The 25,342-nt window shown below is 59.3% G+C and carries 27 protein-coding genes and 1 riboswitch; of the genes, 13 read left to right on the forward strand and 14 right to left on the reverse strand.

Annotated elements, in window-relative coordinates; translation table 11 throughout:
• Positions 1–9: 9 nt before the first annotated feature.
• The 3 genes from KDX39_RS07405 to KDX39_RS07415 all read right to left on the reverse strand — a co-directional run bounded on the left by KDX39_RS07405 (position 10) and on the right by KDX39_RS07415 (position 4,804).
• Positions 10–1,947: a DUF1302 domain-containing protein gene (locus KDX39_RS07405; RefSeq protein WP_231659871.1), complete on the reverse strand. Its 1,938-nt coding sequence runs from the start codon at positions 1,945–1,947 to the stop codon at positions 10–12.
• A 361-nt stretch (positions 1,948–2,308) separates the two neighbouring features.
• Positions 2,309–3,991 carry a fatty acid--CoA ligase gene (locus KDX39_RS07410; RefSeq protein WP_231659872.1) on the reverse strand — a complete coding sequence of 561 codons (1,683 nt, stop codon included), beginning with the start codon at positions 3,989–3,991 and terminating at the stop codon, positions 2,309–2,311.
• A 183-nt stretch (positions 3,992–4,174) separates the two neighbouring features.
• Positions 4,175–4,804: a LysE family translocator gene (locus tag KDX39_RS07415; protein ID WP_231659873.1), complete on the reverse strand. Its 630-nt coding sequence runs from the start codon at positions 4,802–4,804 to the stop codon at positions 4,175–4,177.
• 86 nt (positions 4,805–4,890) lie between these two features.
• Here KDX39_RS07415 and KDX39_RS07420 point away from each other — a divergent pair, with 86 nt between their 5' ends.
• From KDX39_RS07420 to KDX39_RS07430, 3 genes are all read left to right on the forward strand, one after another.
• Positions 4,891–5,859 (forward strand): 2-hydroxyacid dehydrogenase, encoded by a 969-nt coding sequence (locus tag KDX39_RS07420; protein ID WP_231659874.1) that lies wholly within the window; start codon positions 4,891–4,893, stop codon positions 5,857–5,859.
• A 177-nt stretch (positions 5,860–6,036) separates the two neighbouring features.
• On the forward strand, positions 6,037–7,035 hold the full coding sequence (locus KDX39_RS07425) for a class I SAM-dependent methyltransferase (protein WP_231659875.1): 999 nt from the start codon (positions 6,037–6,039) through the stop codon (positions 7,033–7,035).
• Between the two features lie 38 nt (positions 7,036–7,073).
• Positions 7,074–7,212: riboswitch (yybP-ykoY riboswitch) on the forward strand.
• Positions 7,213–7,281: 69 nt separating this feature from the next.
• A complete protein-coding gene (locus KDX39_RS07430) occupies positions 7,282–7,866 on the forward strand; it encodes a TMEM165/GDT1 family protein (RefSeq protein WP_099226937.1) in 585 nt (194 codons plus the stop codon).
• A 59-nt stretch (positions 7,867–7,925) separates the two neighbouring features.
• On the opposite strand, the gene KDX39_RS07435 is transcribed toward KDX39_RS07430, so the two are convergent.
• From KDX39_RS07435 to KDX39_RS07450, 4 genes are all read right to left on the reverse strand, one after another.
• The gene (locus tag KDX39_RS07435; protein ID WP_184318494.1) at positions 7,926–8,744 is read right to left on the reverse strand and encodes a M48 family metallopeptidase; all 819 of its coding nucleotides are present in this window, start codon (positions 8,742–8,744) and stop codon (positions 7,926–7,928) included.
• 154 nt (positions 8,745–8,898) lie between these two features.
• Positions 8,899–9,528 carry an SOS response-associated peptidase gene (locus tag KDX39_RS07440; RefSeq protein ID WP_231659876.1) on the reverse strand — a complete coding sequence of 210 codons (630 nt, stop codon included), beginning with the start codon at positions 9,526–9,528 and terminating at the stop codon, positions 8,899–8,901.
• 32 nt (positions 9,529–9,560) lie between these two features.
• A complete protein-coding gene (locus KDX39_RS07445; RefSeq protein WP_004885160.1) occupies positions 9,561–9,824 on the reverse strand; it encodes a putative signal transducing protein in 264 nt (87 codons plus the stop codon).
• Positions 9,824–10,006 (reverse strand): CPXCG motif-containing cysteine-rich protein, encoded by a 183-nt coding sequence (locus tag KDX39_RS07450; RefSeq protein ID WP_025996322.1) that lies wholly within the window; start codon positions 10,004–10,006, stop codon positions 9,824–9,826. The genes KDX39_RS07445 and KDX39_RS07450 overlap by 1 nt, the downstream gene beginning before the upstream one ends.
• 105 nt (positions 10,007–10,111) lie before the next feature.
• On the opposite strand from KDX39_RS07450, the gene KDX39_RS07455 reads away from it, so the two are divergent.
• Entirely contained in the window at positions 10,112–11,275 is a 1,164-nt protein-coding gene (locus KDX39_RS07455; RefSeq protein WP_231659877.1) for a 1-acyl-sn-glycerol-3-phosphate acyltransferase, read from the forward strand.
• 221 nt (positions 11,276–11,496) lie between these two features.
• Positions 11,497–11,703, forward strand: coding sequence for a hypothetical protein (locus KDX39_RS07460; RefSeq protein WP_099226941.1), 207 nt, complete (start codon positions 11,497–11,499; stop codon positions 11,701–11,703).
• Positions 11,704–11,776: 73 nt separating this feature from the next.
• On the opposite strand, the gene KDX39_RS07465 is transcribed toward KDX39_RS07460, so the two are convergent.
• Entirely contained in the window at positions 11,777–12,361 is a 585-nt protein-coding gene (locus KDX39_RS07465; protein ID WP_025993200.1) for a YajG family lipoprotein, read from the reverse strand.
• Between the two features lie 204 nt (positions 12,362–12,565).
• Here KDX39_RS07465 and KDX39_RS07470 point away from each other — a divergent pair, with 204 nt between their 5' ends.
• Together KDX39_RS07470 and mqo are read left to right on the forward strand one after the other, a co-directional pair.
• A complete protein-coding gene (locus tag KDX39_RS07470) occupies positions 12,566–12,799 on the forward strand; it encodes a hypothetical protein (RefSeq protein ID WP_099226942.1) in 234 nt (77 codons plus the stop codon).
• 724 nt (positions 12,800–13,523) lie between these two features.
• Positions 13,524–15,032: a malate dehydrogenase (quinone) gene (gene mqo / locus KDX39_RS07475; protein WP_231659878.1), complete on the forward strand. Its 1,509-nt coding sequence runs from the start codon at positions 13,524–13,526 to the stop codon at positions 15,030–15,032.
• A gap of 85 nt (positions 15,033–15,117) precedes the next feature.
• Here mqo and KDX39_RS07480 read toward each other — a convergent pair whose 3' ends face one another.
• Positions 15,118–16,014, reverse strand: coding sequence for a homocysteine S-methyltransferase family protein (locus KDX39_RS07480; RefSeq protein WP_231659879.1), 897 nt, complete (start codon positions 16,012–16,014; stop codon positions 15,118–15,120).
• Between the two features lie 110 nt (positions 16,015–16,124).
• On the opposite strand from KDX39_RS07480, the gene KDX39_RS07485 reads away from it, so the two are divergent.
• A complete protein-coding gene (locus KDX39_RS07485) occupies positions 16,125–16,946 on the forward strand; it encodes an ABC transporter substrate-binding protein (protein WP_231659880.1) in 822 nt (273 codons plus the stop codon).
• Positions 16,943–17,770, forward strand: coding sequence for an amino acid ABC transporter permease (locus KDX39_RS07490; protein WP_231659881.1), 828 nt, complete (start codon positions 16,943–16,945; stop codon positions 17,768–17,770). Before KDX39_RS07485 ends, KDX39_RS07490 begins: the two co-directional genes overlap by 4 nt.
• 135 nt (positions 17,771–17,905) lie before the next feature.
• Here KDX39_RS07490 and KDX39_RS07495 read toward each other — a convergent pair whose 3' ends face one another.
• From KDX39_RS07495 to KDX39_RS07505, 3 genes are all read right to left on the reverse strand, one after another.
• Positions 17,906–18,193 carry a PA4642 family protein gene (locus KDX39_RS07495; protein ID WP_099226946.1) on the reverse strand — a complete coding sequence of 96 codons (288 nt, stop codon included), beginning with the start codon at positions 18,191–18,193 and terminating at the stop codon, positions 17,906–17,908.
• A 66-nt stretch (positions 18,194–18,259) separates the two neighbouring features.
• On the reverse strand, positions 18,260–18,754 hold the full coding sequence (locus KDX39_RS07500; RefSeq protein WP_231659882.1) for a hypothetical protein: 495 nt from the start codon (positions 18,752–18,754) through the stop codon (positions 18,260–18,262).
• Positions 18,755–18,824: 70 nt separating this feature from the next.
• A complete protein-coding gene (locus KDX39_RS07505) occupies positions 18,825–19,382 on the reverse strand; it encodes a hypoxanthine-guanine phosphoribosyltransferase (RefSeq protein ID WP_002552171.1) in 558 nt (185 codons plus the stop codon).
• A gap of 214 nt (positions 19,383–19,596) precedes the next feature.
• Between KDX39_RS07505 and upp the strand changes: the two genes are divergently transcribed.
• Positions 19,597–20,235: a uracil phosphoribosyltransferase gene (upp, locus tag KDX39_RS07510; protein WP_004879758.1), complete on the forward strand. Its 639-nt coding sequence runs from the start codon at positions 19,597–19,599 to the stop codon at positions 20,233–20,235.
• Between the two features lie 4 nt (positions 20,236–20,239).
• Complete coding sequence (locus KDX39_RS07515) at positions 20,240–21,517, forward strand: uracil-xanthine permease family protein (RefSeq protein WP_231659883.1); 1,278 nt, start codon at positions 20,240–20,242, stop codon at positions 21,515–21,517.
• A 117-nt stretch (positions 21,518–21,634) separates the two neighbouring features.
• Here the strand turns inward: KDX39_RS07515 and hemH are convergent, their stop codons facing one another.
• Together hemH and KDX39_RS07525 are read right to left on the reverse strand one after the other, a co-directional pair.
• Positions 21,635–22,657, reverse strand: a complete 1,023-nt coding sequence (gene hemH, locus KDX39_RS07520) for a ferrochelatase (RefSeq protein WP_231659884.1) — start codon at positions 22,655–22,657, stop codon at positions 21,635–21,637.
• Between the two features lie 23 nt (positions 22,658–22,680).
• A complete protein-coding gene (locus KDX39_RS07525) occupies positions 22,681–23,583 on the reverse strand; it encodes a TIGR01777 family oxidoreductase (RefSeq protein WP_231659885.1) in 903 nt (300 codons plus the stop codon).
• 300 nt (positions 23,584–23,883) lie between these two features.
• On the opposite strand from KDX39_RS07525, the gene KDX39_RS07530 reads away from it, so the two are divergent.
• Positions 23,884–24,870, forward strand: coding sequence for an NAD(P)/FAD-dependent oxidoreductase (locus tag KDX39_RS07530; RefSeq protein WP_231659886.1), 987 nt, complete (start codon positions 23,884–23,886; stop codon positions 24,868–24,870).
• The gene (locus KDX39_RS07535) at positions 24,867–25,082 is read left to right on the forward strand and encodes a TIGR02450 family Trp-rich protein (RefSeq protein WP_004879770.1); all 216 of its coding nucleotides are present in this window, start codon (positions 24,867–24,869) and stop codon (positions 25,080–25,082) included. Before KDX39_RS07530 ends, KDX39_RS07535 begins: the two co-directional genes overlap by 4 nt.
• Positions 25,083–25,342: the final 260 nt, after the last annotated feature.

Raw genomic sequence — 25,342 nt, forward strand, 5'->3', positions numbered from 1 at the left:
ACCGTGTTCTTAGAAGTTCATGCCGAAGCTGAGCGCAACGAAGTCGCGGTCATCAACCGTGGTGTACTTCCCATCGAAGAAGTTGGTGTAGGAAAGGGCTGCGGTGTAGGTGTTCTGGTACTCGGCATCCAGACCGAGGCTGACCGCCTTGCGTCCTTCCTCGAAGTTGCCGCCAGGGCCTGGCGAGTAGCCCTTGACGTCATGCGACCAGGCCACGCTCGGGCGCAGGTTTACACCGGCGAAGAAGCTGTTGTAGTCCCAGATGGCGCGAGCGCGGTAGCCCCAGGAGTTGGAGGTGGTGAAACCGTCGTTCTCGCAGTAGCGGGTCAGGTTGTTCTGATCGGCACCAGTGAGGGTGCCTGCGTTGAGTGCGGCGCACTGGCCACCCGGCAACGGTCCGGGTCCGTAGACCGGGTCACGGCCATAGCGGATCTCGGAAGTGCTTTCCAGACCGCCGACATGAGTAAAGCCTACCTCGCCCACCAGGGTCAGACGCTCGGCACCCATGACCTGATCGAAGAACTGGGTGAAGGTGGTCTGCAGTTGAGTGATTTCCTTGCGGCGATAACCCGGCTGGTCGGTGTTGGGCTGACCGTTCAGCAGCGAAACGTTCGGGTTGAGCGGCGAAATGCCCGAGTACAGGATGTCCGTGGTGTTGACCTGAACCGGCGCGTTCGGACGGTAGCTGATTTCACCACTCCACGCGGTGCCGGTAGGCAGTGTGGTGGAGAAGCTCAGACCATACAAACGGATGTCTTCAGGGTATTCGACGTAATAGCTGGAGTTACCGGCCACCACGACAGGCAGCAAGGTCGGTGCCAGACGCGCGGCCGTGGCCTGCGGAATGCCGTTGCGCACCAGCGAACCCACCAGACCGGCCGGGCTGAAAGAGGCTGCCGAACCGCCGCGTCCGCTGAAGATCGGCGCACGGCTGTGGTAGTTCATCATGTAGGCGCCGAACTCGGTATCCAGCGGCTCATAGTTATAACGCAGGGCGAAACCGAACTGGCCGCTGTCACGCGCATCGCGGTCAGGACCACGGCGCACGATCGCGCCTTCGTCAGGATTGCCGAACACCACGCCCTGCTGGCTCAGCGAGTTGAACACGGCACCGCGCGCTGCAGCCGGCAGGCCCGCTGCGGCCAGTGAGGTGTTCAGACCACTGCGGCTGCGCAGTACGGCGAGGTTGTTGTCACAGCCGTCGGAGATGACGTCAGGTTGCGAAAAGAACGTGCCGCAGTTGTCGGTGACCGTCTGGTCCCACTCGAGCTGGTAGAAACCTTCGGCCGACAGGTTGTCGGTCAGGCTCTGCGACAGGTAGAACATGTTGACCGGAATCAGGCCTTCCTTGATTTCCGAGCCAGGCCGACGGAACGCGGACACATCGATAGGGTTGACGCTGTTGATGCCGCCGCCGATGAAGGTACTTTCACCCCAACTGATGACCTGCTTGCCGAAACGGACCGAGCCTGGCTGATCAGCGATCGAATAGTTGTGATAGACGAAAGCATCCAGCAACTGGAACCCGGACGACTTGGCGCCCTCCTTGCGGTTCGAATCGCTGATGTCCTTGAACTCGCGACCTTCGTCCTTGAGCTCGAAGTCGTACCAGTACTTGCCACGCATGAACACGCCGGTGTCGCCGTACTTCAGTTCCAGGTCATGGATACCCTTGAAGATCTTCGAGAACGTCTCCCCACGCTTGAAGTTCAAATGGCCATCGTCTGACGTCTGCGACAGCCCGCGCCCGCCATTGTTGGCGCCGATCAGGTTCTTGTTGGCCTTTTCGGTCGACCAGCTGGCACCCACAGAGAGCGAGGAGTCGAAACTGCCTTCAATCTCGCCGATGTTGAAGGAAACGCCGAAAGCAGGACCGGCGAGCGAAGAGGCAAGACTGACGGCCAGGGGCAGTTTTGCCCGGCGCCAGAAGGGGTTGGTTGTTGTCATCGACGCTACTCCATGTGCTTTTATTGTTATGGCAGTGGGAAATTCCAAAAACGACTCGGCAGTCGAATCAAAACTGACTGGCAACACTCATCAGGCAGCCTGGATGGCGCCAACACAAAATGTACTTCCGCTCTTGCGCATTCCCTATGCCGACTATATCCAGCAGGCGCTGATGCCAGATCCCTCTAAAGTGTGATTTGCAGCATCAACGCCTCTGGCCCGCCTGTTCCGGAGGAACTGTGCGACAGGCCTGGAGGGGAGAATGGCTTATATTGGCGATTTGGCAAGGTGCAGAGCGGTGTCCTCGACGTAAGTGCCTGCCGCACTGACTTGCGCGGCAGGTGCGCAGCGTGAAAATCAGTCAGAGCGTGGAAAGAAACGCACTGTTGCTGTTCTGCCACTGGACGATGTCCAGGCGCATTTTCTTCTTGTCGAGCTTGCCGACACTGGTTTTGGGAATTTCAGTAACAAGCGCGATCTGGCTGGGAATGGCCCACTTGTTGATGTGTCCCTGCTCGACGAAAGGCTTGAGATGCTCCTTCAGAATCCGGGCGTCCAGCTCATGCCCTTCGCGCACCACCAGCAACGCAAAAGGCCGCTCGCCCCACTGTGGATCAGGAATACCGACCACGGCCACTTCGCGCACGGCGGGGTGGCGACTGCACAGGTCTTCGAGCGCGAGGGAGGAAATCCATTCGCCGCCGGTCTTGATCACGTCCTTGATGCGGTCGCGGATGTCGATGAAGCCCATGCCGTCCAGCGTCGCAACGTCTCCTGTGTGCATCCAGCCGCCCGCCCACATCTCGGCACCCTTTTCAGGCTCCCGGTAGTAGCTCTCGCTCAGCCAGGGTGCACGCAACACCAATTCGCCCTGGGTTTCGCCATCGGCGGGCAGAAAGTTGCCGTTTTCATCGACGATCGCCGCGTCCACCAGCATTCCCGGCACACCCGCCTTGATCCGGTAGGTGATGCGCTCGTCTTCACTGCCCGCTTTCAGCTCTTCGTTGATGTGCGCCACGGAAATCAGCGGCCCGGTTTCGGACATGCCGTAAGCCGCCGTGAGCTGAATCCCTTTCGCCTTGGCCGCCTTGTACAGCGTGCGCGTAAGCGAGCTGCCGCCGATGATGATCTTCCAGCCGCCGAAATCAATGTCAGCAGCAGACTTGGCGTTGAGCAGCATCTGCATGATGGTCGGCACACAATGGGAGAACGTCACCTTCTCCTTGCGCCACAGCTCGACCAGCAACTCAGGATCGTAACGACCGGGATAGACCTGTTTGAGCCCGAGCATGGTCGCGGCGTAGGGAATCCCCCACGCATGCACATGGAACATCGGGGTGATCGGCATGTAGACATCATCGGTGCCCAGCAGCCGCACACTGTCGATGCACCCCATGATGGTCGCAACTCCCATGGTGTGCAGGACCAGTTGCCGGTGGGTGAAGTACACACCTTTGGGGTTACCTGTCGTGCCCGTGGTGTAGAACATGGTGGCGACCGAGTTTTCGTCGAAATCCTCGAATTCATACTCGGGGCTCGCCGCCGCCAGCAGTTCCTCGTATTCGCCAACCAGATTCGGCAAATCCGCAGTCTTTTCCGGCAGATCGGTCAACAGCAGGGTCTTCTCGACGGTGGTCAGGTGCCCCGCGATAGCGTTGTAAAGGCCTGTAAATTCGCTATTGACCAGCACAACCCGATCGTCGGCATGGTTGATGGTGTAGGCAATCTGCTCCGGCGAGAGTCGCACGTTGACGGTGTGTATCACCGCACCAATCATCGGAATCGCGAACATGCACTCCAGATACCGGTGGCTGTCCCAATCCATGACTGCCACTGTATCGCCAGCCTTTACCCCGGCCGCTGTCAGCACATTGGCAAGGCGACAGATACGTTCATTGAGTTCGACATAGGTATAGCGGAGTGAGTCCCGGTATACGATTTCACGCGTTTTTTCATAGCGACTGCCGGACATCAGAAGCCGTTTGAGCAACAGAGGGTACTGATAAGCGCCATCGGCTGGCGGAAGAACGCGAGTCTGTAACATATGAGTCCCTTTCCAAAGTTCACAGGCCAAGCCTGAAATATGGACTCTAGAACATCGCCTCGCCAGCCAAATCAGCCAAAATGATGATTTGTTCATCCAAGCCATGCAGGCGTCTGGCCAGCCATTCTCCGCTGCAACCACCGCACTCTGCCACACGAACCTGCACGTTCATTTACCCGAAACTCAGCGCACCTCGGTCAGCGCAAGCTTGATGCCCAGCGCGATCAGCACTCCGCCCATCGCGCGGTCGAACCAGTGACCCATTCGCGCGAAACCGGCGCGCACCCGTGCCTGACTGAACAGACGGGCGACCAGACAGAACCATAAGGCAGTCGCCGCCGCGAGGTAAACGCCGTATCCGCCCTGTACCCACAAAGGCGTGTGCGGGTTGATGACGACGGTGAACAGCGACAGGAAGAACAGCGTGGCCTTGGGGTTGAGGCCATTGGTGACGAAACCGCTGACGTAAGCGCCTTTTGCTGTGCGTTCGCCCACAGGGGCCTTGATGACGTCATCCGACGCGCTGGCAGGTTTGGCGCGCAGGGCCTTGAAGCCGATGTACAGCAGGTACGCCGCTGCCGCCCATTTCAAGGCGTTGAACAGCACAATGGATTGCGAAACGATGATGCCGATGCCCAGAAGCGAATAGCCCACATGCACAAAAATCGCCGAGCCGACACCCAGCGCCGCCCAGGTGCCCGCCTTGCGACCGTGGGTAATGCTCTCGCGTACCACCACCGCAAAATCGGGACCGGGGCTGGCCACGGCCAGCAGATGGATCAGTGCAACGGTGAGAAATTCCGGCCAATACATGAAGCCTCCCAGGGAAGAGTGATGAGCGTTGGCTCTGATAGGCTGATCACACTACGCTTTTCAACTTCCCGGCAAAAGGTACAGCTATGAGCAATCCCGGCAGAGCAGTTTTCCTCGACCACACGTCGCTGGATCTGGGCGATCTGGATCTGGCAACGTTGCGTGAAAGTGTTGGCGAACTGGTGCTGCACGCCAGCACGGGACCTGAGCAGGTGGCGGAGCGCCTGAAAGGTGCTCAGGTCGCAATCAGCAACAAGGTCGTGATCGATGCCAGTACGTTCGCGGCGTGTCCGGACCTCAAACTGGTTCTGGTCACCGCGACGGGCACCAACAATATCGATCTGGTTTCCGCCCGCGAACATGGGGTGACGGTGTGCAACTGTCAGGGCTACGGCACGCCGTCGGTGGCCCAGCACACGCTGCTTCTGCTACTGGCACTCGCGACTCGCCTGCCGGATTACCAGCAGGCTGTGCATCAGGGCCTGTGGCAAAAGTCGAAACAATTCTGCCTGCTGGATTTTCCGATCGTTGAGCTGGAAGGCAAGACGCTGGGCCTGCTGGGCCATGGCGAACTGGGCGGTGCGGTGGCAAGACTGGCCGAGGCATTCGGCATGCGCGTGCTGCTGGGTCAGGTTCCGGGGCGGCCAGCGCGGGCGGATCGTCTGCCACTGGCAGAACTGCTGCCTCAGGTCGATGCCCTCACCCTTCACTGCCCGCTCAACGACAACACCCGCAACATGATCGGCGCACACGAACTGAGCCTGATGAAACCTCATGCCTTCATCGTCAACACCGCGCGCGGCGGACTGATCAATGAACAGGCCCTGGCTGACGCACTGCGCAACGGCCATCTGGGCGGCGCAGCGTCGGACGTGCTGAGCGTCGAGCCTCCAGTGGCAGGCAATCCGCTGCTCGCAGGCGACATTCCGCGCCTGATCATAACCCCGCACAGTGCCTGGGGCGCGAAGGAAGCCCGCCAGCGTATCGTCAGCCAGGTCACCGAAAACGCTCGGGCATTCTTCGCGGGTGCGCCGGTCAGGGTTGTGAGTGGGTGATGCTGCACGGCGGCGCACCGTGCAGGGACGCGAAGCATCCTGAGCGGCATGGGCATACGGCCCGTGACGCTCTGCGTTACATGCACAAAAGGGTCGGAGGCTGCCGGTCCTGCGCCTTTCTCCGGGATGCCCGCTCACCAATCCTGTTAAACTGCGCGCTTTTTCAGGAGCCATTCCATGGACCCGCGCAGTGAAGTATTACTCCGTCAGGCCGAGCTGTTTCAGGGCTCGCTGTTGTTGGCCGGATTGCCTGCCGATGACCTGCTCGGGAAGCTGCCGCAGGCCCGTGGCTGGTGCTGGCACGCCGGAGATCAGTCGGCATTGGATGCACGCTTCGACGGACGCACGCACTTCGGTGTCGAGGCGCCGGAAGAGCCGTTCGACGCCGCCGTGCTGTTTCTGCCCAAGGCCCGCGACCTGACCGACTACCTGCTCAACGCGCTGGCTTCACGGCTTCAGGGTCGCGAGCTGTTTCTGGTCGGCGAGAAACGCGGCGGTATCGAAGCCGCCGCCCGGCAACTGAGCCCGTTCGGTCGGGCCCGCAAACTGGACAGCGCGCGTCACTGTCAGCTCTGGCAGGTCACCGTTGAAACTGCCCCGCAGGCAGTCAGCCTGGAAAGCCTCGCCAAGCCTTATCAGATTGATCTGCAGGATGGCCCGCTCGCCGTCATCAGTCTCCCTGGCGTATTCAGCCACGGTCGTCTGGATAGGGGCTCGGCTTTGCTTCTGGAAAACATCGACAAACTCCCGAGCGGCAATCTGCTCGATTTCGGCTGTGGCGCGGGCGTTCTCGGTGCGGCGGTAAAGCGTCGCTATCCGCACAACGATGTGGTGATGCTGGATGTGGACGCCTTCGCTGCGGCCAGTTCGCGTCTGACGCTGGCAGCCAATGGTCTTGAAGCACAGGTGTTGACCGGTGACGGAATCGACGCTGCACCTATGGGATTGAACACGATTCTGAGCAATCCGCCATTTCATGTCGGTGTTCATACCGACTACATGGCGACCGAAAACCTGCTGAGAAAAGCACGCCAACATCTGAAATCCGGTGGCGAACTGCGTCTGGTCGCGAACAATTTCCTGCGCTATCAGCCGCTGATCGAAGAGCATGTCGGCACCTGTGAAGTCCGTGCCCAAGGCAACGGTTTCAAGATCTACAGCGCTAAACGTTCCTGAAATAAGAGCTTGCCGAAAGGATTCTGCAAGGGCAGAATCCGCTCCGTCCTAGGGGAGTAGTCTCCCACGAGCCTCACGCTCGTCCGGCACGTATCAACATACTTGGTCCTCAGACCATGGTGCGTGCGACCCAGAATCCGCTCAGACGGATCGGTGGTTTGACAAGACCTATGACACGAACACCTTACCCGGGGCGGGAAGGCTGTACGTGTCATAGCCGTGTCGACCCGCCCCTTAGGAAACCTGATGCTGGAATCACTCTTAATCCCTACCGCCGTTGTTGCGCTCGCCGAGATTGGTGACAAGACGCAATTGCTCGCGCTCATCCTCGCCGCACGCTTTCGCAAACCCTGGCCCATCATCGCCGGCATCGTCGCCGCGACCCTGGCCAACCATGCGGCCGCCGGCGCAGTAGGGGCATGGTTCAGCAGTTTCCTTTCTGACGCAGTCCTGCACTGGATTCTGGCAGCAAGCTTCACCGCCACCGCGCTCTGGACACTGGTTCCGGACAAGATGGACGATGACGAAGCCAGCACGGCACGTAAATTCGGCCCGTTCATGACCACCCTCATCACCTTCTTCATCGCTGAAATCGGCGACAAGACACAGATCGCCACCGTCATGCTGGCGGCGCAGTATTCGCATCTCTGGCTGGTGATTATCGGTACCACGGTCGGCATGCTGATCGCCAACGTACCGGTGGTGCTGGCGGGTAATTTTGCAGCAGACAAACTTCCGCTCACGATGATTCGCCGACTGGCCGCCTGTGCCTTCTTCGTGCTGGCGCTGGTCGCGGTTTACAAAGCTATGCAGGTCAGTGGCTGGATTTGACGTTTGACTGGATCAGACGCGTTGCAAGTCTCAGGCAACGCGCCGTCCATGGAGATCGATCAGGATTTGGGAGCGCTCTGATACAGAGGCATCACTTTGGGAATCGCAGCCTGCAGAGAGGCAATGCGGTTCTCGGAAGCAGGGTGAGTACTCATGAACTCGGGCTGCGAACCGCCCGCATTCTGGGTCATTTTCTGCCAGAGGGTGATGGCCGCGTTGGGGTTGTAACCGGCGCGCGCCGCCAACTCCAGGCCCAGCAGATCCGCTTCGTTTTCGTTGCTGCGGCTGTTGGGCAGGGTCATGCTGTAATTAACCGCTGTGTCGGCGAGCGCCATGGTGTCCTGACCCAGACCGAGCAAAGCGCCAGCGCCCTGTTTGGCCATTGCCACACCATAAGCCTTGGACATCGCTTCACGCCCATGCTCGCGCAAGGCATGGGCGATTTCATGCCCCATGACCGCAGCAATTTCGTCGTCGGTCAATTTCAGGGTATCGATCAGGCCCGTGAAGAAAATGATCTTGCCGCCAGGACCGCAGTTGGCGTTCAGGTCATCGCTCTTGATCAGGTTCACTTCCCACTGCCACTGGGCAGAGTCGGGACGCAGCTTCGGCGCCTGGGCAATCAGTCGCTTGGCAATCGCATTGACGCGCTTTGCGTCTGAGCTGGTGGTGTCCAGCACGCCCTTGCTGCTCGCCTCGCCTACCGTCTGCTGGTAGGACTGGGCGTACATTTTGTTCACTTCATCCGTGGACAGCATGCTGAACATGTACTGCTTGCGCTCGACACCTACCGAATCACCGGTCGTGGTATTGACGGCCTGACACCCGCCGAGCAGTAACGCAGCGCTCAAGGCACAGAGGGCAAATGACTGACGCATGGTGAATCTCCTTGTTCGTGAGGCGGTCATCCTAGGACGTGAATACGTCCAGCGCCAGATACCAGCCAATTGCCATGTTGGTACATGGCAGGGGTAAATGGTTCCTTGGGTATATCAGGTGTGTATCAGGCGCGTGTCAGCTTATACACATTTATCAACTCAGCGGCGTCAGACACTCAGGCGCATTGAGTTTCGGATCGTTAACCAGATTGGCCAGTGGCCGTTCACGCAGCGGGACCTGCGGCGCGGCCAGCAAGGCTTGCAGTTCAGGAAGCGGCGTATCGGACGCCAGCCAGGCTTTCTGTCCTTCGGCATCCAGAATCAAGGGACGGCGCTGAGTGGCGGCGGCCTGGGTCACCACTGCGACACTCAGGTAGGTATGGCCCTGCACCGGGTACGCTTCCCAGATCGCTGCAAAAAACAATGCCGAGCCCTCGCCCGGCGTGAGCCAGAACGGGCGCTTGCGTGAGGTGCCGCGCCATTCATAGAAACCATTGGCGGGAAGCAGACAACGCCGCTGTTTGAAGGCTTCGCGGAACATGGGCTGTTCGGCAACGGTTTCGGCTCGCGCATGAGCAGGGGTTTTCGACAGATCGGTCAGCCAGGCTGGTGTCAGGCCCCAGCGGGCACGCACCAGTTCCACATCACGACCGCCCTCGGCAGCACGCATGATCAATACCCAGTCGGCCGGAGAAATATTCCACTGCGCCTGCTGGTCAGCCGGAAAACCGGGCAAGGCCGCAAAAGCGGGTGTCCAGCGAAACAGGGCATAACGTCCACACATGAGGGGTAATCGGACTCTTTAAAGGAAGGCGCTCAGCACACCAGTACATCGGGAAAACTGTCCGGCTCGTCGCCACCGGACAAAGGCGAGGCTGCATTGTACGCAGTGATCAGTTCCCGTGCGCGCTCGACCTTGTCGTCATCGACGGTGATCCACAGCAGGCCGAACACGGGCAGCTCGCCCATCCCGCCCAGAAGATCGCGGCCCGTGAGGCCCGCTTCGATCCCTTCGCTGGCCAGCATGCCCTGCAGCAACTCACCTTCCATGAGGTTTTCCGGCTCGTAGATTCTCTGCATCACTCGTTCTCGGTGCGTACATCCAGCGTCCATTGCTCGCCGTCGGTCTGGAGGTCGAATACGATCGGGCGGCAGCAGACCTGACAGTCTTCAATATACTGTTGATCACCACCGGACAGATCCAGTAGCGCCTCGACGGGCTCGCCGCAGTAAGGGCAGTCGTAACTCTGTAATTCCTGCATCGCGGTCTCCGGGATCAGTTGTGCGTATAATTGCGCCATTCTTTGAAGGTTGTCGTGAAAAACCTGCCTTCTTTTTACCCTATCCGATTCCAACAAGAGAGCATGATGGGCGAATTCGATGCCATCCGACCTTACAACGATTCAGAAGTCCCAGCCGTTCTGGCACGTCTGCTGAGTGATAAAGCCTTTCTCGCGATTCTGACCAAATTCCGTTTTCCTCGTCTGGCGCCTGCGTTCGGCTGGTTTCTGCAACCGACCCTGGCCCGCAAGCTGCGCCGAGAGTTCGCCGGTATCGATTCGGTTGCCACGCTTCAGGACAAGGTCGAGTACTACGTCGACCACACCATTGAGCGCGCCACCGACGGCGTTACCTACACCGGCGTCGAGCAACTCAAGTCCGGCAGCGCCTATCTGTTTCTCGCCAACCACCGCGATATCGTGATGGACCCTGCGTTCGTCAACTACGCCGTGTATCACGCCGGTCTGCCGACGCCGCGCATTGCCATTGGCGACAACCTTCTGCAGAAGCCTTTTGTCAGCGACCTGATGCGCCTGAACAAGAGCTTTATCGTGCACCGCTCGATCATCGGGCGTCGCGAGAAGATGGCGGCCTATCAGTTGCTGTCGGCGTACATCAACCATTCGATCACCAAGGATTGCCAGTCGATCTGGATTGCTCAGGCTGAAGGACGCGCCAAGGACGGAGATGACCGTACCGAGTCGGCGATCCTCAAGATGTTTCACATGAGCCGCAAGGATGAGCCGTTCGGCGACGTGATTCGTTCGCTTAACCTGATCCCGGTGTCGATCAGCTACGAATACGATCCTTGCGATCAAGCCAAGGCGCGCGAGCTGTATATCCGTGCCACCACGGGCGTCTACACCAAGACGCCGGGCGAGGACGACGTGAGCATCGCGCTGGGCATCACCGGCTATAAAGGTCGCGTGCACGTGAACTTCGCGCCGCCGATCACCGAGCATTTCGAAGACACCAAGCAACTGGCCGTCGAAATGGACCGGCAGATCCTTGGCGGCTACCGTCTGTTCCCGGTGCACTATCTGGCTTACGCGCAGTGGACGGACGCTGACCCGAGCCTGAGCGTGCCGCTGGCTGCAGACCTGTTCCCGGCCGATGAACTCCATCGTGCAAAAGATGAGTGGGAAAGCAGACTCGCCGGCGTGCCCGCCGAACACCGGCCTTATCTGGTGCAGCAGTACGCAACGCCGGTGCGTAATCAGTATCGGGTCAAGGCAGGGTTGGCGCTTTAGATTGCCAGCGATTGCGCCAGTTTGATCACGCCCACATGGAGTGGGCGTGCATCCTGTTCCGCTCTGCGGCACAAATAACGAAGATTGCGAACCCGGTGAGCCAAGCGCACTGCTTGAATCATCCTGTAAGAAGTTTCCCTCGCGCTGTCACCTGACCGTAACGCGCTCTCGGCATTGTGTGGCTCCTCAAGAAACGGACTTCCAGCCTTTTGGAGCTTGTCATGCTGCATGCAAAAAACCAGGACCGCCTTTATCTGATCGCGCAGAGCGATGAACAGCAGGAGCTGATCGATGCCCTGTCGTTCAACGTTCAGGACCGCCATTGGCTGGTCTACTGCGCTCTGGGCGGGCATATCCACCATGATCTGCCAGACGTCGATCAGGTAACCGGCTTCAGTTTTCTGGACTTCTATCAGCAGGCAGCCTGATCCCGCCAGCGATCTGCAGATGTAAAAAAGCCCGGCCCTCTCATCGAAGGCCGGGCTTTTTCTTCGCAGTGACTTACTGCGACAGGGTCGAACCGATGGTCGGATCCTGGAATACACGCGTCAGCGCGTCACTCAGGACGTCACTCACCAGCTTGGTGTTGGTTTCCTGATTCGGTGCCATGCCGAAACGCTGATCCAGCGATGCGGCATAACGGCCGCTGTAATTGCGGCCGTTGTTGCGAACATCGGCGCGGAAGGTCGAGCTGATGGTGGCTTCGGTCACGTACAGGCCTTCTTTCGGCGACTGATACTTGAGATCAGCAAGGGTCACCGTCAACTGAGGTGCGTTGCCGCCACCCTGAGTCGGGGTGAAGCCCAGCAGACGCACGGCGGCTTCCGCCTGAGCCTGCAGCTTTGGCACGATGTCGTTACCGCTGACGCTGATCGAACTCGTCTCCGGGTACATGCCGCCACGTGTGCCCAGCGTCGGACCAGGACGACCGTCTACCACGCGCACGATGACCGGCTGACCGCGTCCGACAGGCGCGAGTTGTGCATTCAGCTTGGGTTGCGGGCTGAGTTGTTGCGGGCTGTGGGCACAGCCCACCAGGGTCAAACTGCTTACAGCAAGCAAACCGAACAAAAGGCGACGCAGCATGCTCATCTCTCCAGGGAACAGACACTAAATGTGCCGCAGTATAGCGGCGTGCAACACCGGCAAACCAGTGTCCGCCAGCCGACAAGGCTGGGACCGTCATAAACCGGCGATGGTTCAGGTGCGTGAGATGTAATCAGGGCGTCATAACAACGCGGCAGACTTGCCTTCACTGCCTCCACGCTCACTCACGAAAGGAGCTGCGCCATGAATCTCTTCTGGTCCCTCTTCACCGCACGCCCTCAGCATCGTCATTACGCCCGCGTGGACCACGCTGGCATCTGCCGCGCTTTCAAGCACTGCGTCGAACGTCCGTCAGGGCATGACTGGGTCGAAGTGACCGAGCAGCGACTCAACTGGTTGAACCTGCCACTGCCCGCCAGCGCCCGTGTTGCGCAGCGTGACGTGAGAGCGACACGACGCCAATTAATCACTGCCTGACCCGATCGCGAATAAAAGTCACTTAAACCGATCAATTTCAGTCGTTTCATCGCTATAATCTCCCCCCGATTATAAGGACGTCTCCTGATCGGACCTCGCAGCATTGCTAATCGTCGCATTAGCGCCTCCGTTCTGCCCACAGAGAGCCGCCCACACAGGTCATTGCACGACGGTGTGCTCGATGAATGGTGCAGAATCGCTCGAATCCTATCGAACCTTTCTGGTCTGTCAGCGCCTCACCTTGTATGCATCGATCTGCCAGCGCTGCTATCGCAGCCATTTTGAGGTTTGGTTCGCGTTTCCAAAAGAACGTGAAAAACGGTTTCACTACTTCACAAGAGTGTGGCGAGCAAATGAATAGGTACGCGTTTGTAAATGCACCATCAGCGTCTGAACCGGCCCTTTTGAACAGGACTGACCGCGACTGCGCCTCCATTACCGGGGTCTGACGACGATCGTCAGGTTAAGGTCGCCTGCGTGACTTGTAACGTGACGATGGTCGAATGGCCGAGCAGGGTCGAACATGCGTTCATGCATCATTGATGAACCTTGATCGAGCCTGACCGGGACCTGCGCGAGAGATGCGAAAAATTGCGAAGAATCGGACAGGCGATCCTGGCCGGGAAGCGATGGGCATAACCCAGACCCTTGCCCCGACATCCCGGCACACAGCCTCAGGATCGTATGCCGTCAATTTGGTGCTGCAGATTTTGGAGACGCGTTAATGGCGCATAACGAAGCAGTCGATGTAGTACTGGTCGGAGCCGGCATCATGAGTGCCACGCTGGCCGTACTGCTCAAAGAGCTCGACCCCGGCCTCAAGCTGGAAGTCGTTGAGCTCATGGACTCCGGTGCCGCTGAGAGTTCCAACCCCTGGAACAATGCTGGCACCGGCCACGCCGGCCTGTGCGAACTCAACTACACCCCGCTCGCTGCCGATGGCTCCATCGACATCAAGAAAGCGGTGCACATCAATACCCAGTTCGAAGTCTCGAAGCAGTTCTGGGCCTATCTGGCCCGTAAAGGCACCTTCGGTTCGGCGAAGTCGTTCATCAACCCGGTTCCGCACCTGAGCTTCGTCCAGGGCGAAAACGGCATTTCGTTCCTCAAGACCCGCTTCGAGGCGATGCGCAAGCATCACGCGTTCTCGTCGATGGAGTACACCGAAGACAAGGCCAAACTTGCCGAGTGGATGCCGCTGATGATGCCGGGCCGTCCGGCGGACGAAAAAATCGCCGCGACGCGCATGATGAATGGCACCGACGTCAACTTCGGTGCGCTGACCAATCAGTTGCTCAAACATCTTTCCAGCGCGCCTGACGCCCAGGTCAAGTACTGCAAACGCGTTACCGACCTGACCCGCAAGGGCGATGGCTGGACCGTGACCATCAAGGACGTGAACAGCGGCGGTACCCGCCAGATCGACGCCAAATTCGTGTTTCTCGGTGCGGGCGGCGCGGCACTGCCGTTGCTGCAGATGTCCGGCATCGAAGAGAGCAAGGGTTTCGGCGGCTTCCCGGTCAGTGGCCAGTGGCTGCGTTGCGACAACCCGGAAGTGGTCAAACACCATCAGGCCAAGGTTTACAGCCAGGCAGCGGTGGGTTCGCCGCCGATGTCTGTGCCGCACCTGGATACCCGCGTAGTCGATGGCAAGAAATCCCTGCTGTTCGGACCTTACGCCGGTTTCACCACCAAGTTCCTGAAGCACGGTTCGTTCCTCGACCTGCCACTGTCGGTGCGCGTGGCCAACATCAAGCCGATGCTGGCGGTGGCCCGTGACAACATGGACCTGACCAAGTACCTGGTCAGCGAAGTGATGCAGTCCATGGAGCAGCGTCTGGAATCCCTGCGTCGCTTCTATCCGGAGGCGAAAGCTGAAGACTGGCGCCTGGAAGTGGCCGGTCAGCGTGTACAGATCATCAAAAAAGACGCCAAGAAAGGCGGCGTGCTGCAGTTCGGCACCGAACTGGTCTCGGCGAAAGACGGTTCACTCGCGGCATTGCTTGGCGCTTCGCCGGGCGCCTCGGTGACCGTATCGATCATGCTGGAACTGATCGAACGCTGCTTCCCGGAAAAAACCCGCACCGAGTGGGCTGCCAAGCTCAACGAGATTTTCCCGGCGAGGGAAAAGGCGCTGGAAACCGACGCAGAACTGTACGAGCGCGTCAGCAGCCAGAATGACGAGCACCTGGAACTGACTGAAAAGACCAATCAGGAACAGAGCTTCGCCTGACGCTGAGTGCGGGTCGTTGAATTGAAAAACCCCGTGGACTCGAACGAGCCACGGGGTTTTTCTTTGCGCGTTCAAAAGCGAAGGATCAAAGGCTGCGCGACAGCACCGCGATGTGCTCAGGACCGATGCCGCAGCAGCCGCCGATGTGCGTGGCGCCGCGCTTGACCCAGTCTGCCGCCCATTGCTGATAACCCTGCGGATCGAGATCTTCGCGCAGTTCATCCAGACCATCGTTGGCCTTGGCGTCCTTGGGTTGCGGCGGGAAAGCGTTGGCGTAAGCGCCAATGGCGATATCGACGTTCAACGACTCGAACACTTCACGCGCGGCATCGATGGCGCCGCCGATCACTTCCGGCTGACTGCAATTGAACAGCAGCGTCGCAACGCCCATTTCAGCCGCTGCACGGGCAGCATCTGCCACTGGCTCGCCTGAGCGCAGGCGAGGAACTTCATCCGTGTCTTCGTCCTGCAGCGTGAACGACAGCCAGAACGGTTTGCCGTCCGCCGGCAGACCTGCGCGAATGGTCTGCGCTTCAAGGATGCAGCTCTGGGTTTCGGCCAGCCACAGATCTACATAGGGCGTCAGACCGGCCACCAGCGGTTGCAGGATTTCGGCAGCCCGCTCCGGCTTGTACAAGTCCGGACGATAGGAGCCGAACAACGGCGGAATCGAACCCGCCACGCGTGCGCGACCACCCGATCCGTCGGCAGCATCCCGGGCCAGCTTTCCGGCCAATGCCGCCAGTGCCTGCCCCTCTTGGGCAAAACGCTCTTCGCCAATGTGAAACGGCACCACCGCATAACTGTTACTGGTAATCACCTGAGCACCACTTTCGATGTAAGCGGCGTGTACATCGCTGACGGCTTCGGGAGCTTCGCTCAAGGCCAGCGCAGACCATTCGGGCTGGCGAAATGGCGCGCCGCGACGCTGTAGTTCGCGGCCCATGCCGCCATCAAGAATTACAGTTGAGCCTTGGGTCATATGTGATCTACTTATATGTATATGAAAAAAACTCATTATGAGTCAGTCTTGTATAACGTATTTAATACGGCACTTTCATCAAACTACAAACTTTTTCTCAGGGGACATCCGTGAAACTAAGCGCTTTGCTGGGCATTGGCCTGGTTACTCTGGCCGCCTCCACTCAAGCCCTGGCCGGCGCCACACTGGACCGCGTGCAGAAGAACAAAGAGCTGGTCAACGTCCTCATGGAAAGTTACCCACCCTTCTCTTTCCTGAACGACAAGAACGAGCTGGACGGCTTTGACGTCGACGTCGCCAAGGCCGTGGCGCAGAAGCTGGGCGTCAAGTTGCGCCTCGAAACACCCTCCTGGGACGTGATCGCTGCCGGTCGCTGGAGCGGTCGTTATGACATCTGTGTCTGCTCGATGACCCCGAGCAAGGCCCGTTCTGAAGTGTTCAACTTCCCGGTCGAGTACTACGCATCACCTGCCGTGATCGTGGTCAACGCCAAGGATGACCGCATTCATTCGGCCAAGGACCTGAGCGACAAAAAGGTCGGCCTGACCAGCGCGTCCAGTTATGAAAGTTACCTGAACAAAAACCTGGTCATCGAAGGGGCGGAAGACAAGCCGCTGCAATACCCGTTCGAGAATGTGCAGATCGCGCCGTACGACAACGACAATGTTGCATTCCAGGATCTTGGCCTGGGCGCAGGCGTTCGCCTGGACGCCGTGCTGACCAACCTGGTGACCGCCAAACCGCGACTGGATCAGGACAAGCGCTTCAAGCTGGCGGGCGAATCGCTGTATGAAGAACCCAACTTCGTCGCCATCGAGAAGAACGATCCCGAGTGGGACGCCAAGGTGCGTGAAGTGTTCGCCGAGCTGAAAAAGGACGGCACCCTGAGCAAGCTGTCGCAGAAGTGGATCGGCGCCGATATCAGTAAATGACTTCCTTCCCACGTCCACCCGAGCAGGCTGATCAAGGCCTGCTCAAGCGCATCTTCGGTTTCCGCACGCGGCTTTACCTGACCTGGCTGGTCATGTTTGTGCTGTTTGCGGGCTTCTTCCTCAGTTTCGACCTGAAGCTGTCGATCATTCTCGACAAACTGCCCAACCTGATCGGCCTGCACCTTGCGCCCAACGGCTTTCTGCAAGGCGCGGCGCTGACACTGTTCGTGTCTGTGTGCTCGATCATCGTGTCGGTGGTGCTGGGCTTCGTCACTGCGCTGGCACGGTTGTCCAGCAGCGCTGTGGCGTTCGGCATCGCCAGCTTCTACGCGTCGTTCTTTCGTGGCACACCGCTGCTGATCCAGATCCTGCTTATCTACCTGGGCTTGCCACAGGTGGGTATTGTGCCGGGCGCGATCATGGCGGGCGTGATCGCCCTGTCGCTGAACTATGGGGCCTACCTGAGCGAGATCTTTCGCGCAGGCATCATCGGTGTTGCCGCCGGACAAAGCGAAGCGGCACTGGCGCTGGGGCTGCGCCCCACCCAGATATTCTGGCGCGTCACCCTGCCCCAGGCCATGCGCACCATCATCCCGCCGACGACCAACCAGTTCATCTCGATGCTCAAGGACTCGTCACTGATTTCAGTGATGGGCGTCTGGGAAGTGATGTTCCTGGCGCAATCCTACGGCCGGTCCAGCTATCGTTACATCGAGATGCTGACCACCGCTGCGGTGCTGTACTGGATCATGTCGATCGGGCTGGAGTTGTTGCAGTCCAGACTGGAACGGCACTACGGCAAGGCTTACAAGGCCCGGAAGTAACTCGGAGCCGCTTCAGATCGCTTCCGGGCTCCGCGTGGCAATGCCGCTCAGGACGCTGCGCCTCGGATGTGATGCAAAGCGTCACAGTGCATGCCCACGCAGAGCGATGGGCACGAGCACTGACCTGAACCGCCCTCAGCCACGCGCCTGTTCAATCAGTTCGATGTATTCCTCGGCGTTTCGCTGGTCCTTGATCAGGGCGATGAAGTCGTTGCCCTGCTCATCCTTGCCGTCGAAGTCATGACCGGCTTCCTTGAAAAAGACCAGAAAGCGCTCGAAATCGTTGATCCGCAGACCGCGATAGGCCTTGATCAGTTTGTGCAGCGAAGGCGAGGTGGCATCGTAGGGTTCGAAATTCAGGAACAGTTTGATCTGCTCGTCACCGATCTCATCGCCAATCAACTGTTTCTTGTCTTTACGCATTGCGGGCTCCACCTGGTCGCAGACACTTTCACGGGCGGGCAGTTTACCCCTGCGTGAGCGTGCGGCTCAACGCGCGCGTGCAGGCGTGGTGTGCAGGTCGGCCCAGATATGGCCGTTGGCGTAGCTGAGAAACTGGCAATACACCTTTTCGTTGCGCAACAGATCCACCAGCACCCGGTATTGGGCCAGCGGGTAGTAAAGCGTCAACGTGCGCGAAGGCTCATCGTAAGCAGGCTTCTTCAGACTTTTGCTGTCGCCCGCATCGAAGTGCACCAGCACCTGCGAGATGGAGGCGCCCTTGTTCAAGGACTTGCCCTTGAGGCGCAACAGCAGGGATGAGGTGACCGGAATGGGCTGCTGACTCGAGGTTCGCTGATTCCCGGCGACGATGGTGTACTCGGTGACCCGCATCAATTGCTGCTGTTCGGGCTCACCGGCACGCAGGCTCGACTCATCGGGTGGCAGGTATTGCTCATGCATGGGGCTGGCTGACACCGGTACCGCAGCGGTCAGACCCGACAACAGCGCCAGCGCAAAGGCGCCTGGAATCAGTAGCTTCATGCAGAGTGGTCCCTGAGAGATGCGGATAGACGCTGCCCCGGACGTTCGCCAGAGCAGCGATCAGCCATCGTTACATGCCTTTGACGGCGTAGATACCGGCCGCGTTGCGCCAGTAGCCTTTGTAGTCCATGCCAAAGCCGAAGATGTAACGGTCGATGCACGGCAGGCCGACGTAATCGGCTTTAAGGTCCGGCCGCGCCTTGCGGTCATGGTCCTTGTCGATCAGCACGGCAGTATGAACCGCACGGGCTCCGGCGTGTTTGCAGAAGTCGATGATCGCGCCCAGCGTGTGGCCTTCATCAAGGATGTCGTCGATGATCAGCACGTCGCGGTCGATGAACGAGACTTCCGGCTTGGCTTTCCAGAACAAATCGCCGCCGGTGGTTTCGTTGCGATAGCGTGTCGCGTGCAGATAGGACGCTTCCAGCGGGAAGTTGAGATGGGTCAACAGCTTGCCCGAAAAGATCAGGCCGCCGTTCATCACGCAAAACACAACCGGGTTGCGTTCAGCCAGTTCGGCATTGATCTGCGCGCCGACACGAGCGATGGCAGCATCGACTTCGGCTTCTGTGTACAGGCAGTCAGCCTCGCGCATGATTTGACGGATATGCTCGAGATCAGCAGACATGAAGCGCTCTCCAGGTGGGGGCAGTGTAAGAAAAGCGGGCAAAGGTACGCATCCATTCGACTCAGAGCAAGCAATTCTGGACTAGCGTTGTGAGTGTCTTCTAAAAGCTGCGAACGTCCAAGGCAAAGAACAATACTGCACACATCGTAAGACAGTGTCTGCTGAATAGATTAATCTAGGCCGTTTTTTTTGCCCCCCGCTGGAGCCTTTCCTTATGCCCATTCGTGAGATCCGTCATCCGCTGATCCGCCACAAGCTCGGCCTGATGCGCCGCGCAGACATCAGCACCAAGAATTTCCGTGAGCTGGCTCAGGAAGTGGGCGCTCTGCTTACTTATGAAGCCACTGCCGACCTGACACTGGAAAACTACGACATTCAGGGCTGGGCCGGAACGGTGTCGGTCGAGAAGATCGCCGGCAAGAAAATCACTGTCGTGCCGATTCTGCGCGCCGGTATCGGCATGCTCGACGGCGTGCTCAGCCTGATTCCGGGCGCCAAGGTCAGCGCCGTGGGCGTGGCCCGCAATGAAGAAACGCTGCAGGCCCACACCTATCTGGAAAAGCTGGTCCCGGAAATCGACGAGCGTCTGGCGATGATCATTGACCCGATGCTGGCCACCGGCAGTTCAATGGTTGCCACCATCGACCTGCTCAAAAAAGCCGGCTGCAAGGAAATCCGCGCCATGGTGCTGGTCGCCGCGCCTGAAGGCATTGCCGCTGTGGAAGCTGCGCACCCCGACGTGATGATCTACACCGCATCCATTGATGAGCGCCTCAACGAGCACGGCTACATCATTCCGGGCCTGGGCGATGCCGGTGACAAGATTTTCGGCACCAAACAGAAGGACGCATAACCCGATGACGCAGCACGAGTTCAACGATCCACTGTGGCGTACGGTTCTTTCCGGTGCGCAAATGCTGTTCGTGGCTTTTGGCGCGCTGGTCTTGATGCCGCTGATCACCGGACTCGACCCCAACGTTGCATTGTTCACCGCAGGCCTGGGCACGCTGTTGTTCCAGATCGTGACCGGCCGCCAGGTGCCCGTCTTTCTGGCATCGAGCTTTGCCTTCATCACCCCGATCATTCTTGCCAAGGGTCAGTTCGGCCTCGCCGCGACCATGGGCGGCGTGATGGCGGCGGGCTTCGTCTACACCTTCCTCGGCCTGGCCGTGAAGATCAAAGGCACCGGCTTCATTGACCGCCTGTTGCCGCCGGTGGTGATTGGTCCGGTGATCATTTCCATCGGCCTGGCCATGGCACCGATTGCCGCCAACATGGCGATGGGCAAATCCGGAGATGGCGCCGAGCTGATTCATTACCAGACGGCAATGCTGATTTCGATGCCTGCCCTGCTGACCACGCTGATCGTGGCGGTGTTCGGTAAAGGCATCTTCAGGCTGGTTCCGATCATTTCGGGCGTTCTTGTGGGTTTTGCGCTGTCGTTCTACTTCGGCGTGGTCGACACGGCGAAGATTGCCGAGGCGCCCTGGCTGGCGATCCCGCATTTCACTGCGCCGGAATTCAACTGGCAGGCGATCCTGTTTATCGTGCCGGTGGCGCTGGCTCCGGCCATTGAACACATCGGTGGCGTGATCGCGGTAGGCAGTGTGACCGGTCGCGATTACCTGAAAAAGCCAGGTCTGCATCGCACGCTGTTCGGTGACGGTATCGCCACTACCGCAGCCGGCCTGTTCGGCGGTCCGCCCAACACTACCTACGCTGAGGTGACGGGAGCGGTGATGCTGACCAAGAACTACAACCCGAAAATCATGACCTGGGCGTCGATATTCGCGATCACCCTGGCGTTTATTGGCAAGTTCGGTGCGTTGCTGCAAAGCATCCCGGTGCCGGTAATGGGCGGGATTCTGTGCCTGCTGTTCGGCTCCATTGCGGCGGTGGGTATGAATACCCTGATTCGTCACAAGATCGACCTGTCAGAAGCGCGCAATCTGGTGATCGTATCGGTGACGCTGGTGTTCGGTATCGGTGGCGTGCTGATCGGTACGGGCACTGGCCCGGATGATTTCGGCATGAAAGGCATCGCCCTGTGCGCCGTGACCGCCATCGTGCTGAACCTGATCCTGCCGGGTAATGACAGCTGGAAGAACAAGCAACTGGATGATCAGTTGCCTTGATAGCGTCCTGAGAGGCGTTGTCATGCGAACGTGGTCACGATCAGATACACACTGATCGTGACCACGCTCCGCGTGGGCCTGCAGTCGGGACGCTCTGCGCCCCATGTGAACCAGCGCCTACAACATCAACGGTGCACGTTCGCAGAGCTTGTTCAGCTCCTTCGCCCAGTTCGGATCATCGTTCAGGCAAGGTATCAGTACCAGCTCCTCCCCGCCCGCCTCCTTGAACTGCTCCGCCCCCCGGTCGCCAATCTCTTCCAGCGTCTCGATGCAGTCGGCGACAAATGCCGGGCACATGACCAGCAGCTTCTTCACGCCCTGCGCCGCCAGCTCGTCGAGACGCGCTTCAGTATAGGGTTCGATCCATTTGGCGCGGCCCAGACGCGACTGGAACGACACCGACCATTTGCCATCAGGAATGCCCATGCGCTTGGCAAACGCCGCAGCCGATTGCAGGCATTGCGCGCGGTAGCAGGTGGCGAGCACTTCTGCAGGAGCGGTCATGCAGCAGTCTTCCTTGAAGCAATGTTTGCCGGTCGGGTCAAGCTTGTGCAGGTGACGCTCTGGCAGGCCGTGAAAGCTCAGCAGCAAGTGGTCGTGCGGCTGCTCCAGATGTGGGCGCACGTTTTCGACCAAGGCATTGAGGTATTCGGGCTGATCAAAGAACGGCTGCAACAATGAGAACTGTATCTTCAGCGATTTGGCCCGCACAACGCGCTTGGCTTCTTCGATGACCGTAGTAACGGTGCTGTCGGCAAACTGGGGATACAGGGGTGCGAGGGTGACTTTCTTGATGCCCTGCTCTGCCAAGCGCGTCAGCACGGTTTCGATGGAAGGCTCTCCATAGCGCATCGCCAGTTCCACCGGCCCGTGATCCCACTCCTTCTTCATGGCCTGCTGCAGACGCTTGCTCAGCACCACCAGCGGCGACCCCTCATCCCACCAGATCGACGCGTAGGCGTGAGCAGACTGTTCCGGGCGCTTGATCAGGATCAGCGACACCAGCAGCCTGCGCACCGGCCACGGCAGGTCGATGACGTACGGGTCCATGAGGAACTGATTGAGGTAGCTACGTACATCTGCCACCTGGGTAGACGCAGGCGAACCCAGGTTGACCAGCAACAACGCGTGATCGGTCATGCAACTTCCTAATTCAATGGCTTTCAGTGTCGACCCAGCAGATCCTGCAGGGCGGTTTTCAGATCGGTGAAACGAAACGTGAAACCGGCTTGCTGCAGGCGATCAGGTCGCGCCCTTTGCCCGCCCAGCAACAGCACCGACAACTCGCCCAGCAGCACTTTGAGCGCCAGCGACGGCATGGGCATGAAGGCCGGCCGATGCAGGATGCCGGCAAGGGTCTTGGCAAAGTCACGGTTACGCACAGCCGCAGGCGCACAAAGGTTATAAGGGCCACGGGCATCGTCGAGATTCAACAGAAAATCAATCGCCGCAATTTGGTCATGGACATGAATCCAGGGCATCCATTGCCGGCCGTTGCCAATCGGGCCACCCATGCCGAACTTGAACGGCGGCAACAGTTTCTGCAGAAAGCCGCCACGGTCGGACAACACCAGACCGGTGCGTATCAACACCACACGTACGCCCAGGGCTTCACCACGCTGCGCGGTCTCTTCCCATGCCCCACACAACTGGCTGGCAAAGTCTTCCTTGGCGGGATGAGAGGTTTCGTCCAGCTCACGCTCGCCACTGTCGCCATACCAGCCCACCGCAGACCCGGAAATCATCAACGCGGGCTTTTGTGTCGCCTTGCCCATCCACGCAAGCAACTGTTCGGTCAGGCCGATGCGGCTGTCCCACAGCATCAGTCGACGCTTGCGGGTCCAGGGCCGATCGGCAATCGGGGCGCCTGCCAGATTGACGACAGCATCGACGGGCTGATCGCCCAGTTCATCGAGACGGGCAATCCCCTTCACCGAAGATCCGCACAGCTTGGGAACGTCAGCAGGCCGTCGGCTCCAGACGGTCAACTGATGGCCTTGAGCAGTCCAGTGTCGGCAGAGCGCTCGTCCTATCAAACCAGTACCGCCGGTCAGCAATATGTGCATGGCAGGTAACCTCGCGTGGCGTTCGTGGCAATTGAGTAGTCTATTTTTTACGGGTGACGCTTATTCAGACAACCAGACCATTGACTGAACCCTAGGCCACACCTGAACGGACTGGCGCTTTACTGCCCCGCTCGGGTGGTTGGCCCATTGTCGATTGGCAGCAGACTGAACGTCTTCGACCTTCAAGGTTGCAGAGTGACTCACAACAGAATCGAGAACCACTGCAAGTTATACCAGACAAGAAGATTGTACAGGTTTTAACTACGGCGTAGTCTGTACAGACAAGGTAACGAGGCCCCTATGACTGTCCCTATCGCAATCATCGGTACCGGTATCGCCGGACTTTCAGCTGCCCAGGCGCTCACTGCGGCCGGGCATGAAGTACACCTGTTCGACAAAAGCCGCGGCAGCGGCGGTCGGATGTCCAGCAAACGCAGCGACGCAGGCTCGCTGGACATGGGTGCGCAGTATTTCACCGCCCGCGACCGGCGCTTTGCCACGGCCGTCAAACAGTGGCAGGCCCAAGGCCATGTCGCCGAGTGGACCCCTTCGCTCTACAATTTTCAGAACGGCAGGCTCAGCCCGTCGCCCGACGAACAGGTTCGCTGGGTCGGCAAGCCCGGCATGAGCGCCATCACCCGCGCCATGCGTGGCGATCTGCCCGTCTCGTTCTCGTGCCGCATCACCGAGGTGTTTCGCGGTGAGCAGCACTGGAACCTGCTGGACGAGGAAGGCGAAAGCCATGGCCCGTTCAGCCACGTCATCATTGCCACGCCTGCCCCTCAGGCCACGCCGCTGCTGGCAGCGGCACCCAAACTGGCCAGTGTCGTGGCCGGGGTCAAGATGGACCCGACCTGGGCCATCGCGCTGGCATTCAGCACGCCGCTGCAAACGCCCATGCAAGGCTGCTTCGTACAGGACAGCCCGGTCGACTGGCTGGCGCGCAATCGTAGCAAGCCCGAGCGTGACGACACGCTGGACACCTGGATTCTGCATGCCACCAGCAACTGGAGCCGGCAGCATCTGGACATGCCCAAGGAAGAGGTCATCGAGCATCTGCAGGGCGCATTTGCAGAAATGATCGACTGCACGATGCCTGAACCGGTTTTCACTCTCGCCCACCGCTGGCTGTACGCACGGCCTGCAGGTTCTCACGAATGGGGCGCGCTTTCCGATGCCGACCTGGGCATTTATGTGTGCGGCGACTGGTGCCTGTCGGGCCGGGTTGAAGGCGCATGGCTCAGTGGTCAGGAAGCCGCACGCCGACTGCTGGAACACGCGCAATGAACCAGATCAATCCACGCAAACTGCTGCTGTCGAAATGGACAGCAGCCACCCCGGTCAATCGTGAGAAGCATTTTATGGTGACCGAGCTGTTCAAGGACGAAGAAGGCACGGTACTGGAAATCGAACTGCAGGCGGTGCTGACCCAGCGCAGCGAGCGCCTGCCTTGGCAGGTGCTGCAGGCAGCGGACGTGTGGCGGATGGGCTGGAAGTAAGGCGGCCTTTCACTCGGCACACACCTTCCTCAAGCACGGCTGCCGCTTGTCCAGCTACACATACCCCACTGAAGAAGCGCTGTGTTCTGCGGGAGGCGGCTTGCCGACGATGAACGATGATGCGCTTTTCTCAAACACCGCGTAGCGGCCTCCCACATTCCTTTGTTTGCTGAGCGACGGCGCTGCGTCGAAGAGATTAAGGCGCATCCTGGCATCAAGTTATCACCGTCTCAAACGCCCTTTCAAACCCTCTACAAACA

The sequence above is a fragment of the Pseudomonas sp. CDFA 610 genome, assembly GCF_021147865.1.
Classification (GTDB): Bacteria; Pseudomonadota; Gammaproteobacteria; order Pseudomonadales; family Pseudomonadaceae; genus Aquipseudomonas; species Aquipseudomonas alliivorans.